The following is a 13,622-nucleotide window of genomic DNA, read 5'->3' as shown; positions in this document are numbered from 1 at the left end:
TCTCCGACCCAGCTAGACGATGCCGCTTTGCCGGAGCGCGGCGATCGCGGCCGCGTCATAGCCGAGCTCCGCGAGGACACGATCGGTATGCTCGCCGAGCGTCGGCGGGCGGCTCGCGATGTCACCCGGCGTTTCCGACAGCCGCACGGCGGCCCGCGCCACCGGCGCGGGCTTCGGCAAGCCCGGATAATCGACGTCCTGCATGAAGCCGGCGGCACGAATGTGCGGATGATCCAGCGCCTGTTGCGGGCTGAGCACCGGCCCTGTCGGAATCATGGCCTTGCCCAGCGTGTCGACGGCCTCCTGCGTGGTGCGCTCGGCGCACCAGCGCGCCATCCGCTCGCTGATGACGGGGCCGTTGTTGCCGCGGCTGATGTCGTCGGCAAAGCGCGGATCGTTCAGCCACTGCTCCTCCTCGCCCATCAGCCTGGCCCAGCGCTTGAACAGCGGATGACCGGTGACCTGGCACAGCACCCAGCCGTCTTTGGTGCGGTAGATGTCGGCGGGCGCTGCGGTCTGGCCGAGATTGCCTGTCGGAACGCGGTTGACGTTGATGACGGCCTGTTCGATCAGCGTGGCATTGGTGAAGGACAACGCGGTGGCCAGCAGCGCGCCCTCGACGATCTGCCCGCGCCCGGATTTCGCACGCTCCATCAGCGCCGCGAGCGTGCCGAACGCGCAGTGCAGCGCGGTTCCGAAATCGACCCAGTTCACCGCGGCGCGGTACGGCGGATCGCCGGCGCCGGTCATGTACACCGAGCCCGACATGACCTGGCCGACACCGTCGAAGCCGACGCGGTCGGACCAGGGCCCCGGCCCGCCGAATGCGGTTGCCGTCGTCAGGATGATGTCGGGCTTGATCGCGCGAAGCGAGTCGTAATCGAGCTTCATCGCGCACAGGGTCTGCGGCGGCAGGTTGGCGACGACCACGTCCGCGGTCGCAACCAGGCGGCGCATCACCTCCTGCCCCTCCGGCTTCATCGGATCGAGCGTGATGCACTTCTTGTTGCGGTTGACCTGGAGGAACAGCGCGCCCTCGCCGCCCGCGCCGACCGGCGCCACGAAGCGATCCTCGCTGCCGTCGCGCTTCTCAACGCGAATGACCTCGGCGCCGAATTCGGCCAGCAAGGTCGCGCAATAGGGACCCGCGATATAGCGCCCGAAATCGAGGACGCGCACGCCTTCCAGAACTCCCCCCATTGACCCTTTCCTTGATGTCTTCCGCCCAGATTACAGGGAATGGTTGCCGCGGCAAGGTGGCCGACGGCATGCCCCGATCAGCAGATGTGATCGGCCGACGGTTCGACTGGCCGACGTTCTGCTCTAATATGACCCGTCCGTCCCACACCCAGAGCCGCAGCCATGCCGCAACAGTTCGATCGATCCGCTGAAGACCTCGGCAACGCGATCCATTTCGAGCACGTCAACATCCAGGTCCCGGATCAGCGCCTGGCGACGTTATTCTACGTCACGGGACTTGGGCTCACCCGCGATCCCTATCTGATGGTGTCGGACACCAACATGTGGATCAACGCCGGACGGAGCCAGTTTCACCTGCCGAGCGGCAGGCCGCAGGTGCTGCGCGGCCATACCGGCCTCGTCATCGAGGGCCGCGAGGCGTTGCTGGCGCGATTGGCATCGGTCGCGAAGAAGCTCGAGGGGACGGCATTCACGTTCGCCGAGCACAATGACCATGTCGAGGCCGTCTGCCCATGGGGCAACCGGATGCGTGTCTATGAACCTGACGCGGCGCGGTTCGGCCGCATCTCGCTCGGCATTCCCTATGTCGAGTTCGACGTGCCGATCGGAACGGCATCGGCGATTTGCGCCTTCTATCCTGACATCATGGGCATGCCCTCAGGCATGCGGAATGGCGACGGCACGGTTGCGGCGGTGAAGACGGGCCGCGACCAGCACCTGCTGTTCCGCGAGACCGATCGGCCGCAGGGCGAGTATGACGGGCACCATGTGCAGATGTACATCACCGACTTCTCCGGCCCCTATCGCAAGCTGCTCGCGCGCAACCTGATCTCGCGCGAGGACAATCAATATCAGTACCGGTTCTGTGACATCGTCGATCTCGACAGCGGCAAGAAGCTGTTCACGGTCGAGCACGAGGTGCGCAGCGCGACCCACCCGATGTTCATGCGGCCGATGGTCAATCGCAATCCTGTCGTCACCAACCGGAACTACGCGTTCGGCCATGATCAGACGTCATGGGCGATGGGGCCGGATCAGTACGACGGATAGCGCGTTCAGGCTTCGCGGTAATCCAGCAGGATCAGCCCGACCAGGATGAAGGCGACCGGCCAGATCAAGGCCGCCGCCCGGCTGACCCGGCCGTCGAGACGCAGTTCGAGCCAGCGAGCCCAGCCGGCGGCGACGCCGCAGAGCGCAAGCGGGGTGTGGCTCATCTCGATGAGCAGCTGGTCCTTGATGTTGGTGATCGCATGGGAATGCGTGAGCAGCAGGGCGCCACCGAGCGCCGTGGTCAGGGGAAACACCAAGGCCGACGGACCGGCCTTGGTGCCGCGCAGCCGCAAACGCCATTCGAACAGGCCGAACACGGCGATGAGCAACACGAAGATGCGATGCTGCGCCACCTCCGGATCACGCAGCGACTCGAAGAAGCCCGCCGGGCCGAGCGGCCAGGCCTGCTCGTCGGCGCGGAAGAACAGGAAGGCCGCCATCGCGAGGAAGAGCAGCGGCCAGTGCCGCGCCCAGCGCCCCCAGCGGAAATGCTCGACCAGCGCCAGGAGCCCGATCAGCACCACGAAGACGCCGGCCCAGTGATGGTTGTACTCCGACCAGGCGATATCCTCGGCATTGCGCGGCAGGATCGTGCCCTCACCGGGAACGTAGGCCGATTGCGCGCTCGCGCGCCCGGCGTCCGCCAGGGTGATCTTCGCCTGGAGCTGCGCGACGGTCAGTCTGTCGTAATCCGGGCTGGTCAGGCGCGGCGGCCATTGCGGCGTGGCGCGCTCGACGATCTCATGCCAGTCCAGGCGATCATGGGGGAGATCCGCGCCCGGCGGCAATGACGTCAGGGACGCCGCAGCGAGCATCACGGTGATGCCGATGCCGATCTCGACCTCGGCGAAACGCTTCAGGCGAAAGATCGGCGTCGTGGGGTCGCGGCGCAGACGTTCGACGAGGAAGTAATTGCCCGCGCCAAGCATCAGCAGCATCAAGAGCAGCCCGACCTTCGCCAGTGTCATGATGCCATAGGCGGTGCCGTAGACCGCCGCGACGGAGCCGATATAGTTCGCCGCCATGACCAGGCCACCGCAGACGATCGCCGCGACCGCCGCCATCGACATCAACGAATAGCGGCGCGCAATGAGGCGCCAGTCACCGGCGTCCTTGCAGCCGTTCAGCGCGATCAGGAAATAGGGCAGACCGCCGATCCAGGCGGCCGCCCCCGCCATGTGAACTGCGTCGGACAGCAGCAGCGGCCAGCGCACATCCGGCCGGCTGGCCGCATGCGTGAGCCGGGTCTGCATCGCGAGCGCCAGCACCGACAGGGCGAGAAGCGCGGCCGACCGCGCCCGGTGCGCCGGACCGTTCGTCAGGACGGCGATGCCGACTGCGCAAGCCGCGATCACGAGGTCAGCACGGCCAAAATCAGCAGTGACCGCTTCGCTCCAGGGCACCTGGAGCGTCCCGACCAGCGCGGCCGCGTTGAGCGCCAGCGAGGCGACGGTGAGGAGCGCCCATGCGACGGCGCTGAACTGCAGGAACGTGCGGCATCGCTCCTCGATCGAGAGGCCAAAGACGGAGAGCTGCGGCTGCAGCGGCCCCCACAGCAACAGCTGAAACGCGAGACCGCCGAGGGTGAACGACTGGGCGATCAGGATCAGGCCCCGCAGGACCACCGACAGATAGCCGAAGATGTCGAGGAGCAGGTACACGGCCGTGGTTTCAGCGGACGGTGAACGGAATGTCGCCGCGGGTGATGTGCCCGTCGACGCTCAAAACCTGCCAGCGCAGGTGCCATGTCCCCGCCGGTAGTAGCGTCGCATCGGCATTGAGCTCGTCGGCGGGCGCATCGGAAGCCGGCCTCAGCGCGCGCGACGCACCGTCCGGTGCCAGCAGCGTCAATTTCGAGCGCGCGTGATCGATCCGGCTGTTGAAGTGCAGGCGGATCGCGACGGTGTCACCGGATATTGTCGCGCCGGTCGCCGGCGAGGACGAGACGATGATGGCGTGGGCCTGGGACGCGTGCGGATGAGCAGGAAGCCACAGGGCAGTTAGAACGAATGCGATTCGGAAGAACCCGCGCATGATGCTCACTCGCTCTCGACAGCCGTCTCTTTCACCCGCCCCCTGGCGTGTGAACTTTACCGGACGCTATGTTGGAGCGAGTTGGTTGTTCGCAAGAGCGCGAGGAATTTGGATCTGATCGCGGATCGCGGAAAATCGCCGATTGTTGCCGTTGCGACACACTCAGGTGCGATCACCCCGGCGCGGCGCCCCTGCTCAGCTCGTCAGGATCGACCATGCGCCGCCGGGCGCCCGGAGCGATACGGCGATAGAGCACGACCGAGACGAGCCAGGCGAGCGCGAACAGCGCGATCACGGCGAAGCCGAAATTGGCGAGCGAGTCGTTGACGGCCTCGACCAGCGACCACAGCCCGCCGGACAGGCCGAGCCGGTCGCCGATGAGCCCCAGCGCCTCGATGCCGCCGATGAACAGCGCGACCGCAATCGAGGCGCCGGTGATCGTGAGGTTGTACCAGAGCTTGCGATAGGGATCGACGAAGGCCCAGCGATAGGCGCTCACCATCAGCGCGGAATCGGCGGTGTCGACCAGCGCCATGCCGGCGGCGAACAGGGCGGGGAACACCAGCACATGCGCGAGCGAGGCGCCGCGCGCGGCTTCGGTGGCGGAGATGCCGAGCAGGCCGATCTCGGTCGCGGTGTCGAAGCCGAGCCCGAACAGCAGGCCAAGCGGATACATGTGCCAGGGTTTGGTGACGAGGCGGAACATCGGGCCGAGCAAGCGCGCCAGGAATCCGCGGGCCGCGAGCAGCGCCTCGAGCTGCGCGGCGTCATGAATGCCTTGCTCGCGCACCTCGCGCAGGATCCGCCACAGGCCGACGAAGATGGCGAGATTGATCGCCGCGATCACCAGCAGGAACAGCGCCGATACCGAGGTGCCGATCAGGGCGCCGATCTCCTTCAGCAGGCTGTCGCCGCCGAGGCTCACGACGCCGAGCGCGAGCAGCGTGGTCGCGGCCAGGACGACCGTGGAATGGCCGAGCGCGAAATACAGGCCGACGCTGCGCGGCGCATCGCCCGCCTGCATCAGCTTGCGCACGACATTGTCGATCGCGGCGATGTGGTCGGCATCGACGGCATGACGCAGGCCGAACACCCAGGCGAGCAGTGCGGTCGCCATCACCGCGGGCCGGTCGCCGAACATCGCGAAGGCGAAGGCCCATGCGGCGATGTTGGCGGCGATCAGCCCGCCAAACAGCACGCCGGGCTCGAACACCAGCCTCGCGACACCACCTGACTGAATCACGTCACCCCTCCGAGTATGATGTTCATACCAATCCATCATACTCGCCGGCAAGAGCGGGGCCATGTTCGGGGGACACAGCCGGTCACCCGGGAACGCGCGTCTCCACGATCGGCGATCGCGACATAGCGACGGCAGTTCGCGTCGAGCGCCTGGGTGGCGTGCAGGCGACCATCGGACCCATCCCCGACTCAATGCGCCGCCAGGATCTCTCCCAGAAACTTCCTGGTGCGATCGTGCTTCGGATTCCTGAAGAAGCTTTCCGGCTCGGCCTCCTCCACGATCCTGCCATCGGCCATGAAGATCACGCGATCGGCGACCTGCCGCGCAAACCCCATTTCATGGGTGACGCAGATCATGGTCATACCATCCGTCGCGAGCCCGATCATGGTGTCGAGGACCTCCTTGACCATTTCGGGGTCGAGCGCGGAGGTCGGCTCGTCGAACAGCATCACCTTCGGCTCCATGCAGAGCGCGCGCGATCGCGACGCGCTGTTGCTGGCCGCCCGACAACTGGGCCGGATATTTCTCGGCCTGGTTCCCTATTCTGACCCGATCGAGCAGACGGCGCGCGGTCTCTTCAGCTTTCGCCCGCGGCACACCCCGGGAGCGCATCGGCGCCAGCATGCAGTTCTCCAGCACGGTCATGTGCGGAAACAGGTTGAATTGCTGGAACACCATCCCGACCTCACGACGCACGGCATCGACCGAGCCGGCAGCGTCGTTCAGCCGCGTGCCGGCGACGACGACTTCGCCGCGCTGGTACGCTTCCAGCGCATTGATGCAGCGGATGAGGGTGGACTTGCCCGAACCGGACGGCCCGCACAGAACGATTTTCTCGCCCGGGCGGACCGTCAGGCTGATCTCGGTCAGGTCCTGGTAGGTGCCGTACCATTTGCAGACGTCGCGCATGGCGATCATCGGTTCTGGGGCAGTTTCGATCGCGGCTACACCCGGCATGGCGCTCTCTCCGTGCCTAGCTGACGTTGAAGGGAATACCGGGAATGGTGTCGGGGAAAGCCGGCAGCGGATTATTCATCCACTTCTGATAGATCTTCGCCAGCTCGCCATTGGCCCTGATCTTCTCAATGAAGTCCTTGGCGAAGGCGTTGATCTCCTTCTCTCCGAGCCGGGTGCAGGCGCCGTTGTAGAGTTTCGTGAATTCGAGCTTGTTCTCGTAATAGCCGGGTTTCGATTCATCGAGGCGCGGAACGTAGAAGATGTTGCCACCGACCGCCTGGACCTGACCGGACAGCAGGGCCTGCATGGTCGGCGCGTCGCCATCGAAGCGGCGAATGGTCGTGCCCGACGGCGCGGCCTTGGTCACGTCGCTGTCCTGCACGCTGCCGCGCGCAACGCCGATGACGTATTTGCCCATGTCGGCCGGAGATTTGATCTCGAACTCCTTCGGCGCGATGAAGGTGATGATGTTCGCGCCATAGGGTTTTGAGAACTGCACGGCCTTGGCCCGCTCCGGCAACATGGCCATGGTCGCGAACAGGATATCGACACGACCGGAGGTCAGGGCCGGGATACGATTGGCGACCGCCAATTGCGTGAACTCGGCGGGCACACCGAGCTCCTTGGCGAACAGCGCCGAAATCTCCGCATCGTATCCATCCTGCTTTCCCGTCGCATCGACAAATCCCCAGGGCGGATTATCGCCCTGGATGCCGATCAGAACCTTGCCCCTTGCCTTGATCTCCGACGGCGTCACCGCATAGGCGGCGCGCGCCAGCACGAATGGCGCGGCGATCGTCGCCGCTCCGAGCGCCAGCAGACGACGCCGGTTGAGTGCTGTGGTCCTTGCTTTGGTCATCCTTCCCTCCTCTGTCCTCGTCCTGTTGTCTGTTGTTGCCCTCGTCATCGCGCGGCGACGGCCATCCGGCGTTCGAGCTGCGCGCCAACGAGCGACAGCGGCCAGCAGATGGCGAAATGGAGGACGCACACCAAGCCGAGGACGAGCAGCGGCTTGAAGTTCTGGTTGGACACGATGGTCCCTGCCCGCATCAATTCGGTGAAGCCGATGATCGCTGCGAGCGACGTTCCCTTGATCAGCTGGACCAGAAATCCGATCGTCGCCGGCAGCGAGATACGGATCGCCTGCGGCAGGACGACATCCCGCATCCGCGAGACGTAGTTGAGGCTCAGCGCCTTGGCGGCCTCGACCTGGCCTTTCGGCACCGCCTCGATCGCGCCGCGCCAGATCTCGCCGAGGAACGCGCCGGAATGCAGTGTGAAGCCGATGGAGACCGAAACCCAGGCATCGAGCTTGAGGCCCGCCAGCGCCAGCCCGTAATAGACCACGAACAATTGCATCAGGAGCGGCGTGCCCTGGAACAAGGCGATGTAGCCGGCGGCGCAGCGCTCCAGCGCCCGTCTGCCCGACGTTCGCGCCAGCGCCACGCCGAGGCCGGCGACCGAGCCGACCACAAAGCCGATCGCGGAGAGCGCCAGCGTCCATTTGAGGCCGCCAAGGAGGAACAGGAACTGATTCCGGTCCATGGCCCCTCACTTCACGGGGTAGCTGAAGTAGCGCGCGTTGATCAGCGCGAACATCTGCATCAGCATCCACGACATGACGAAATAGAGCAGCGTGACGACGCCATAGACCTCGAAACTGCGGAAAGTGTTGGTCTCGATCGTCTGCCCGACCGAGGTCAGTTCATAGGCCGAGATCGCAGACGCGATGCTGGTCGTCAGCGTCAGCATGATGAACTGACTGGTCAGCGACGGATAGATCGCGCGCAGCGCCGGCTTCAGCACGATCAGGCGGAACACCTGCGCCCGGCTCAGGCTGAGCGCGAGACCGGCTTCCACCTGCCCCTTGTTGATCGACTGCACGCCACCGCGGATGATCTCGATCGCATAGGCCCCGCCGTTGACACCGAGCGCGATGATCGCGGTTAGTGTCGGATCGAGGCGAACGCCGACCAGCGGCAGCGCGAAGAAGATGAAATAGATCTGCCCGAGGAACGGCGTGTTGCGGATCGCCTCGACAAAGGCGATGACGAGCCAGCGCAGCGCGAAGACGCGGGATTCGCGCAGCACGACGCCGCCGATCCCGATTGCAAGCGCCAGCACCATGCCGGACAGCGCAAGCTCCAGCGTGCCGGCACAGCCCCACAGCAGGTCCGGAAGTCCGTCCAGCACGGGGCTAAAGTCGAACGTGTAGTTCACCTCGTTCCCTCCCTCCGGGCCGGCCCTTTTGCCGGCGTCGTTGAGATCGCGCCGCGGCTCTGCCCATCCTGGTCCGCCGAGCGGCGGTGAATGTGTTTGCGCTCAGGAAGCCCTTTGCTGGTCTGACGTTGCCGGCACGACCGGACTTGCGAGCGTTTCGTAGCGATGGCGCAGGTCGACGCGTCGTCCACCGGCGGCGGCCTCGGCGACCGCCAGGGTCGCGATCAGGCTGCGCGCGCCGTCCTCGACCGGCTGCAATGACCGCGCGTTGCCGCGAATGATGTCGCGGAAATGGTCGAGCTGGGCGACGTAGGGGTCAACCGAGGAGGCATGGATGCGCTGGGCCTGGATCGGCTTGTTCCAGTCCTGCGCGCCGCCGGCCTGCGACCATTGCACGAGCGCCGGAAATTCGATCGACCCGGTTCGGCCGAGGAAGCGATAGCTGCTCTCGCCGCTGAACGGGAATTCGGGGGCCTCGCCGAGCCCCTGCTCGGAGGTCCAGGGCGAGACGGCGCTGTCGCTGATGAAAAACGTGCCGAGCGCGCCGCTGTCGAATTCGATCAGCGCCGCGGCGGTATCCTCGACCGCAAAGCTGCGCTGGCGGTTCGACGCAATCGCTTCCACGGCGACGATCTCGCCCACGGTGAAGCGCAGGAAGTCGATTTCGTGGATGAGGTTGATCAGGATCGGTCCGCCGCCAGCCTGCGAGCGCCATGGCGCGATCTCGAAATAGGCCGCCGGCTTGTGGGTGGCCCAGATCGCCGACACCCCGACGACATCGCCGATGCGCTTGTCTCCCAAAGTCGCCTTCAGCGTCCTGACCTGCTGATGGTGGCGGCGGTGATGCCCGACCAGCGACTGGATGCCGGCCTTGCGCACCTCGGCAATCAGGCTTGCCGCGGTCTCCACCGTGTCCGTGACCGGCTTCTCGATCAGGATGTGAATCCCGCGCCTGGCGCATGCGATGCCCTGCTCGGCATGAAGCTGGTTGGGTGAGGCGATGATCACGGCCTCCGGCCGCGCCTCGTCGAGCAGTTTCCGGTAGTCGGCGAAGACAGGGGTCCCGGGATAATCGGCTGCGATCCGATCGGAGTTCACGTCCGCGATGCCGACGAGGTCATAGTCCCCACGTCCGGCCAGCTTGGCGAGGTGCTTGCGCCCGATCAGCCCCGCGCCGATGACGCCTATGGTGATGTTCTTCATCTCACGTCGTCCGTATCTGGATTGGGCCGCCGGCTTCGCGGCGATGGTCTGGCCGCCACGCTCCCCGTGGCCGATGCTCGAGCAGGCGCCTCGTGGCGTCGAACGCGGTGGCGAGCCGGGGCCGCACCGCCAAGGCCGGCAACGGCATCTCGACGCTGAGGCTCGCGTCCACCGGAAGCGCTTCGAGGAGCTCGCCGAGCGGCAAGGCGCCTTCGCCCGGCGGCAACCGGCCTTCGCGCGCTTCAGCGATGATGGCGGCATCGCTCGCAGGCATATCCGCGACGACGTCGCAGATCTGCGCGGCGCGCAAATAGTGCGCGGGAATCGAGATCAAGTCGCCCGGCTTGCCGCCGCAACGATGGAGATGCAGCGCATCGACGAGAATGGTGCCGTTGGCCTTGCCCGCGCCACGCACGATCGCCGCGGCCTGCGGCAGCGAGCCAATCGCGCGCCAGCGCATGAACTCCAGGTCGACACGCAGGCCGAATTGCTGCGCGAGGTCGCAGAGATCAGCGAAATGCGCGGTGAGGCGGACCGGATCGTCGTCATCCCCCGATGCCGTGACCGCCACCGCGCCGAGATCGGCTGCGGCTTCGAACAGGCCCGCGAGCGCCGGAATGTCGATGCGAGGCGTGAGCTGAACGAACTCGATCTCGTTCAGTCGCACTCCCTCGCCGGCGAGAGACCGTTTGAGCTCGCGGTGCGCGTCCGTTCCCATCCGCGTCGGATAGGCAGGTCCGCCGGCAGTCGCAGGGATCGCGCGCAGGCCGATGAAGCTGAAGCCGGCACGCGCGGCCTCGGCCACAAGCGCGACAGGCGCAAGGTCCAGGGCCGTCAGATGAGCAAGGCCGAGATCCGTCATAGATAATTAATCCATAGGTTAATTAGAATTAACCTATGGGATAATTGATGTCAAGGACCGCCGATTGCGCTATGGAGGGTGGGGCAAGCAGGCCTGGCCGGATGCAAAGGACCGAACCGCCGGATGAGACCCAAGGAAAAGCCCGTCGCGGAGGACGCGAAGCAGCCGCCGGTGCGGCGGCGCGACCGGGAGCGCACCAAGCGCGAGATCCTGGAGATCGCGTTCGCGGAATTCGCCGAGAACGGCCTCGCCGGCGGCAATACCGATGCCATCGCCGCACGCGCCAACATCACCAAGCGGCTGATTTTCTACTACTTCAAATCCAAGGAAGAGCTGTTCACGGCCGTGCTCGAGATGGCCTACGCCAAGATGCGCGTCGCCGAGCAGGATCTTCACCTCGAAGCGCTCGCGCCGGAGGCCGCGATTCGCAGGCTGGCCGAGTTCACCTTCGATTTCGACCAGGCCAACCCGGAATATGTCCGGCTGGTCACGATCGAGAACATCCATCGCGGCCGGCACATCCGGGGCAGCAAGAAGTTGAAGGAGATGACGCGGCCGATCGTCAGCCAGATCGCCGCGGTGCTGGACCGGGGCGTTCGCGCCGGCGCGATCAGACCCGGCATCGATCCGGTCGAACTGCACATGTCGCTGAACGCGCTCTGCTTCTTCTCGGTCGCGAACCGGCACACGTTCGAGGCGCAATTCGCAACCGACATGTCCTCGCAGAAGGCGAAGGCACAGCGCCGGCTCGAAGTCGCCGACCTGCTCTGGCGCTATGTGCGGAGCGACTAGAGAGGCGAATTGACGATGCCCCGCCCGGCTGGGCTCGATGCATCGTCGCGACGGCACGACCGCGCCGTACACACCTTCGCCATTTCGCCGCAGGGGTTCCCCGCCTTGTCGGCATTGCCGCCTTGCCCGCGATGCAACATGATGGGTCGCCGGTGACGACTTTTCTGCGCGAAGGTGGAGCTCATCCGATGAACGAGAACGAAATCCGCAAGGCCATCGCGGAGGTGAAGGACGGCACGCTGTCGCGGCGCTCGTTCATCCGGACAATGGCCGCGGTCGGGATCGCGGCGCCCGCTGCAAGCCAGATCCTGCTCTGGAACGACGTGGCGATGGCGGATGCCACCTTGCCATACAAGCCGACCAAGGCCGGCGGCGGCGGTCCGCTGAAGATCCTGATCTGGCAGGCCCCCACCTTGCTCAATCCGCATTTCGCGCTCGGCACCAAGGACCAGGTCGCCTCGCGCATCTTCTTCGAGCCGCTCGCCGGCTGGGACAGGGAGGGCAACCTCATCCCCTGCCTCGCTGCGGAGGTTCCGACCAAGGCGAACGGCGGCCTCTCGCCGGATGGCACCAGCGTGACCTGGAAGCTGAAGCAGGGCGTCAGGTGGCATGACGGCAAGCCCTTCACCGCCGACGACGTCGTCTTCACCTGGCAATATGCCGCGGACCTCGCGACCGCGGCGTACACCACGGGCTCCTACCAGAACATCAAGGTCGAGAAGATCGACGACCACACCGTCAAGGTGATCTTCAAGGCTCCGACCCCGTTCTGGGCCGACCCCTTCGTCGGCGCGGTCGGCCAGATCCTGCCGAAACATCATTTCGGCGACTATGCCGGCGCGAAGTCGCGCGACGCACCGGGCAATCTGAAGCCGGTCGGCACCGGCCCGTACAAATTCGTCGAGTTCAAGCCGGGCGATTTGATCCTGGCCGAGCGCAACCCCGACTATCACGTCAGGAACCAGCCGCATTTCGACACGCTCGAGGTCAAGGGCGGCGGCGATGCGGTCTCTGCCGCGCGCGCCGTGCTGCAGACCGGCGAATACGACTATGCCTGGAACCTGCTGGTGGAGGACGAAGTCCTCAAGCGCATGGAGGCCAGCGGCAAAGGCAAGGTGGAGTTCACGCTCTCCGGCGGCGTCGAGTTCATCGTCCTCAACACGACGGACCCGTGGACCGAGGTCGACGGCGAGCGTTCGAACGCCAAGACCAGGCACCCAACGCTGTCCGATCCGGCCGTTCGCCGGGCGTTCAACCTGCTGGTCGATCGCGAGGCAATCCAGAAATTCATCTACGGCCGCGCCGCCGTCGCGACGGCGAGCTTCGTCAACCAGCCCAGCCAGTTCAAGTCGAGCAAGCTGAAATACGAGTTCAACGTCGACAAGGCGAACAAGATCCTCGACGAGGCCGGCTGGAAGATGGGCGCTGACGGCATTCGCGAGAAGGACGGCAAGAAGCTCAAATACGTCTTCCAGACCTCGATCAACGCCCCGCGGCAGAAGACGCAGGCCATCATCAAGCAGGCCTGCCAGAAGGCCGGGATCGACATCGAGATCAAGTCGGTCACGGCATCGGTGTTCTTCTCGTCCGATGTCGGCAACCCCGACACCTATTCGAAGCTCTATTGCGACATGGAGATGTACAACACGACGCAGCCGCAGCCCGATCCCGAGCGCTTCCTGAACCAGTGCGTCTCCTGGGAGATTTCGTCCAAGGAGAACAAATGGCTCGGCCGCAACGTCTCGCGCTGGTCCGATCCCGAGGCCGACAAGGCCTACAAGGCCGCACAAAGCGAGCTCGATCCGGTCAAGCGCGCCGCGCAGCTGATCAAGGTCAACGAGATCTTCTGCGAAGCCAACGTGCTCGTGCCGCTGCTCTCGCGCAACATCGTCGGCGGCGCCGTCAACAGCCTCATGACCGACATCTCGGGCTGGGACGTCACGACGTGGAATCTGGGGAGTTGGTATCGGAGTTGAGGTGAGAAGCTGGCTTCACGCGCGCGCTGTCTCAACCGCATCATTGCTCTCCGGACGAGGGTGAATGCGACTTTCTTTCCGTTCA

General features: G+C 65.4%; 12 protein-coding genes and 1 pseudogene. 3 read left to right on the top strand and 10 right to left on the bottom strand.

Going from position 1 to position 13,622, the window contains the following annotated elements:
- Positions 1-12: 12 nt before the first annotated feature.
- Positions 13-1,200 carry a CaiB/BaiF CoA-transferase family protein gene (locus EI171_RS13100; RefSeq protein WP_161533543.1) on the bottom strand — a complete coding sequence of 396 codons (1,188 nt, stop codon included), beginning with the start codon at positions 1,198-1,200 and terminating at the stop codon, positions 13-15.
- A 162-nt stretch (positions 1,201-1,362) separates the two neighbouring features.
- On the opposite strand from EI171_RS13100, the gene EI171_RS13095 reads away from it, so the two are divergent.
- Complete coding sequence (locus tag EI171_RS13095) at positions 1,363-2,250, top strand: VOC family protein (RefSeq protein WP_161533542.1); 888 nt, start codon at positions 1,363-1,365, stop codon at positions 2,248-2,250.
- Between the two features lie 5 nt (positions 2,251-2,255).
- On the opposite strand, the gene EI171_RS13090 is transcribed toward EI171_RS13095, so the two are convergent.
- The 9 genes and pseudogenes from EI171_RS13090 to EI171_RS13050 all read right to left on the bottom strand — a co-directional run bounded on the left by EI171_RS13090 (position 2,256) and on the right by EI171_RS13050 (position 10,769).
- Positions 2,256-3,911 (bottom strand): copper resistance D family protein, encoded by a 1,656-nt coding sequence (locus EI171_RS13090; protein ID WP_161533541.1) that lies wholly within the window; start codon positions 3,909-3,911, stop codon positions 2,256-2,258.
- A gap of 10 nt (positions 3,912-3,921) precedes the next feature.
- The gene (locus tag EI171_RS13085; RefSeq protein WP_161533540.1) at positions 3,922-4,284 is read right to left on the bottom strand and encodes a copper resistance CopC family protein; all 363 of its coding nucleotides are present in this window, start codon (positions 4,282-4,284) and stop codon (positions 3,922-3,924) included.
- A gap of 172 nt (positions 4,285-4,456) precedes the next feature.
- Positions 4,457-5,527, bottom strand: a complete 1,071-nt coding sequence (locus EI171_RS13080; protein WP_161533539.1) for a HoxN/HupN/NixA family nickel/cobalt transporter — start codon at positions 5,525-5,527, stop codon at positions 4,457-4,459.
- Between the two features lie 188 nt (positions 5,528-5,715).
- Positions 5,716-6,484 (bottom strand): annotated as a pseudogene (locus EI171_RS13075) (amino acid ABC transporter ATP-binding protein).
- Positions 6,485-6,500: 16 nt separating this feature from the next.
- Positions 6,501-7,343 (bottom strand): transporter substrate-binding domain-containing protein, encoded by an 843-nt coding sequence (locus EI171_RS13070; protein ID WP_161533538.1) that lies wholly within the window; start codon positions 7,341-7,343, stop codon positions 6,501-6,503.
- Positions 7,344-7,387: 44 nt separating this feature from the next.
- Entirely contained in the window at positions 7,388-8,029 is a 642-nt protein-coding gene (locus EI171_RS13065; protein ID WP_161533537.1) for an amino acid ABC transporter permease, read from the bottom strand.
- A 6-nt stretch (positions 8,030-8,035) separates the two neighbouring features.
- Positions 8,036-8,704 carry an amino acid ABC transporter permease gene (locus EI171_RS13060; protein WP_161533536.1) on the bottom strand — a complete coding sequence of 223 codons (669 nt, stop codon included), beginning with the start codon at positions 8,702-8,704 and terminating at the stop codon, positions 8,036-8,038.
- 102 nt (positions 8,705-8,806) lie between these two features.
- Positions 8,807-9,907, bottom strand: coding sequence for a Gfo/Idh/MocA family protein (locus EI171_RS13055; protein WP_011089653.1), 1,101 nt, complete (start codon positions 9,905-9,907; stop codon positions 8,807-8,809).
- Position 9,908: 1 nt separating this feature from the next.
- Positions 9,909-10,769, bottom strand: a complete 861-nt coding sequence (locus EI171_RS13050) for a sugar phosphate isomerase/epimerase (RefSeq protein WP_011089654.1) — start codon at positions 10,767-10,769, stop codon at positions 9,909-9,911.
- Between the two features lie 123 nt (positions 10,770-10,892).
- Between EI171_RS13050 and EI171_RS13045 the strand changes: the two genes are divergently transcribed.
- Complete coding sequence (locus tag EI171_RS13045; protein ID WP_060908761.1) at positions 10,893-11,561, top strand: TetR/AcrR family transcriptional regulator; 669 nt, start codon at positions 10,893-10,895, stop codon at positions 11,559-11,561.
- Between the two features lie 188 nt (positions 11,562-11,749).
- Complete coding sequence (locus EI171_RS13040) at positions 11,750-13,537, top strand: peptide ABC transporter substrate-binding protein (RefSeq protein ID WP_161533534.1); 1,788 nt, start codon at positions 11,750-11,752, stop codon at positions 13,535-13,537.
- Positions 13,538-13,622: the final 85 nt, after the last annotated feature.

The organism is Bradyrhizobium sp. LCT2, assembly GCF_009931255.1.
GTDB classification, from domain to species: Bacteria; Pseudomonadota; Alphaproteobacteria; order Rhizobiales; family Xanthobacteraceae; genus Bradyrhizobium; species Bradyrhizobium diazoefficiens.
This window is presented reverse-complemented; position numbering and strand designations above follow the sequence as displayed.

Bases quoted from the DNA above. Each gene is read 5' to 3' on its own strand.
- EI171_RS13085 (WP_161533540.1), bottom strand. From the start codon at position 4,284: ATGCGCGGGTTCTTCCGAATCGCATTCGTTCTAACTGCCCTGTGGCTT.
- EI171_RS13045 (WP_060908761.1), top strand. From the start codon at position 10,893: ATGAGACCCAAGGAAAAGCCCGTCGCGGAGGACGCGAAGCAGCCGCCG.
- EI171_RS13065 (WP_161533537.1), bottom strand. From the start codon at position 8,029: ATGGACCGGAATCAGTTCCTGTTCCTCCTTGGCGGCCTCAAATGGACG.
- EI171_RS13055 (WP_011089653.1), bottom strand. From the start codon at position 9,907: ATGAAGAACATCACCATAGGCGTCATCGGCGCGGGGCTGATCGGGCGC.
- EI171_RS13040 (WP_161533534.1), top strand. From the start codon at position 11,750: ATGAACGAGAACGAAATCCGCAAGGCCATCGCGGAGGTGAAGGACGGC.
- EI171_RS13095 (WP_161533542.1), top strand. From the start codon at position 1,363: ATGCCGCAACAGTTCGATCGATCCGCTGAAGACCTCGGCAACGCGATC.
- EI171_RS13070 (WP_161533538.1), bottom strand. From the start codon at position 7,343: ATGACCAAAGCAAGGACCACAGCACTCAACCGGCGTCGTCTGCTGGCG.
- EI171_RS13050 (WP_011089654.1), bottom strand. From the start codon at position 10,769: ATGACGGATCTCGGCCTTGCTCATCTGACGGCCCTGGACCTTGCGCCT.
- EI171_RS13100 (WP_161533543.1), bottom strand. From the start codon at position 1,200: ATGGGGGGAGTTCTGGAAGGCGTGCGCGTCCTCGATTTCGGGCGCTAT.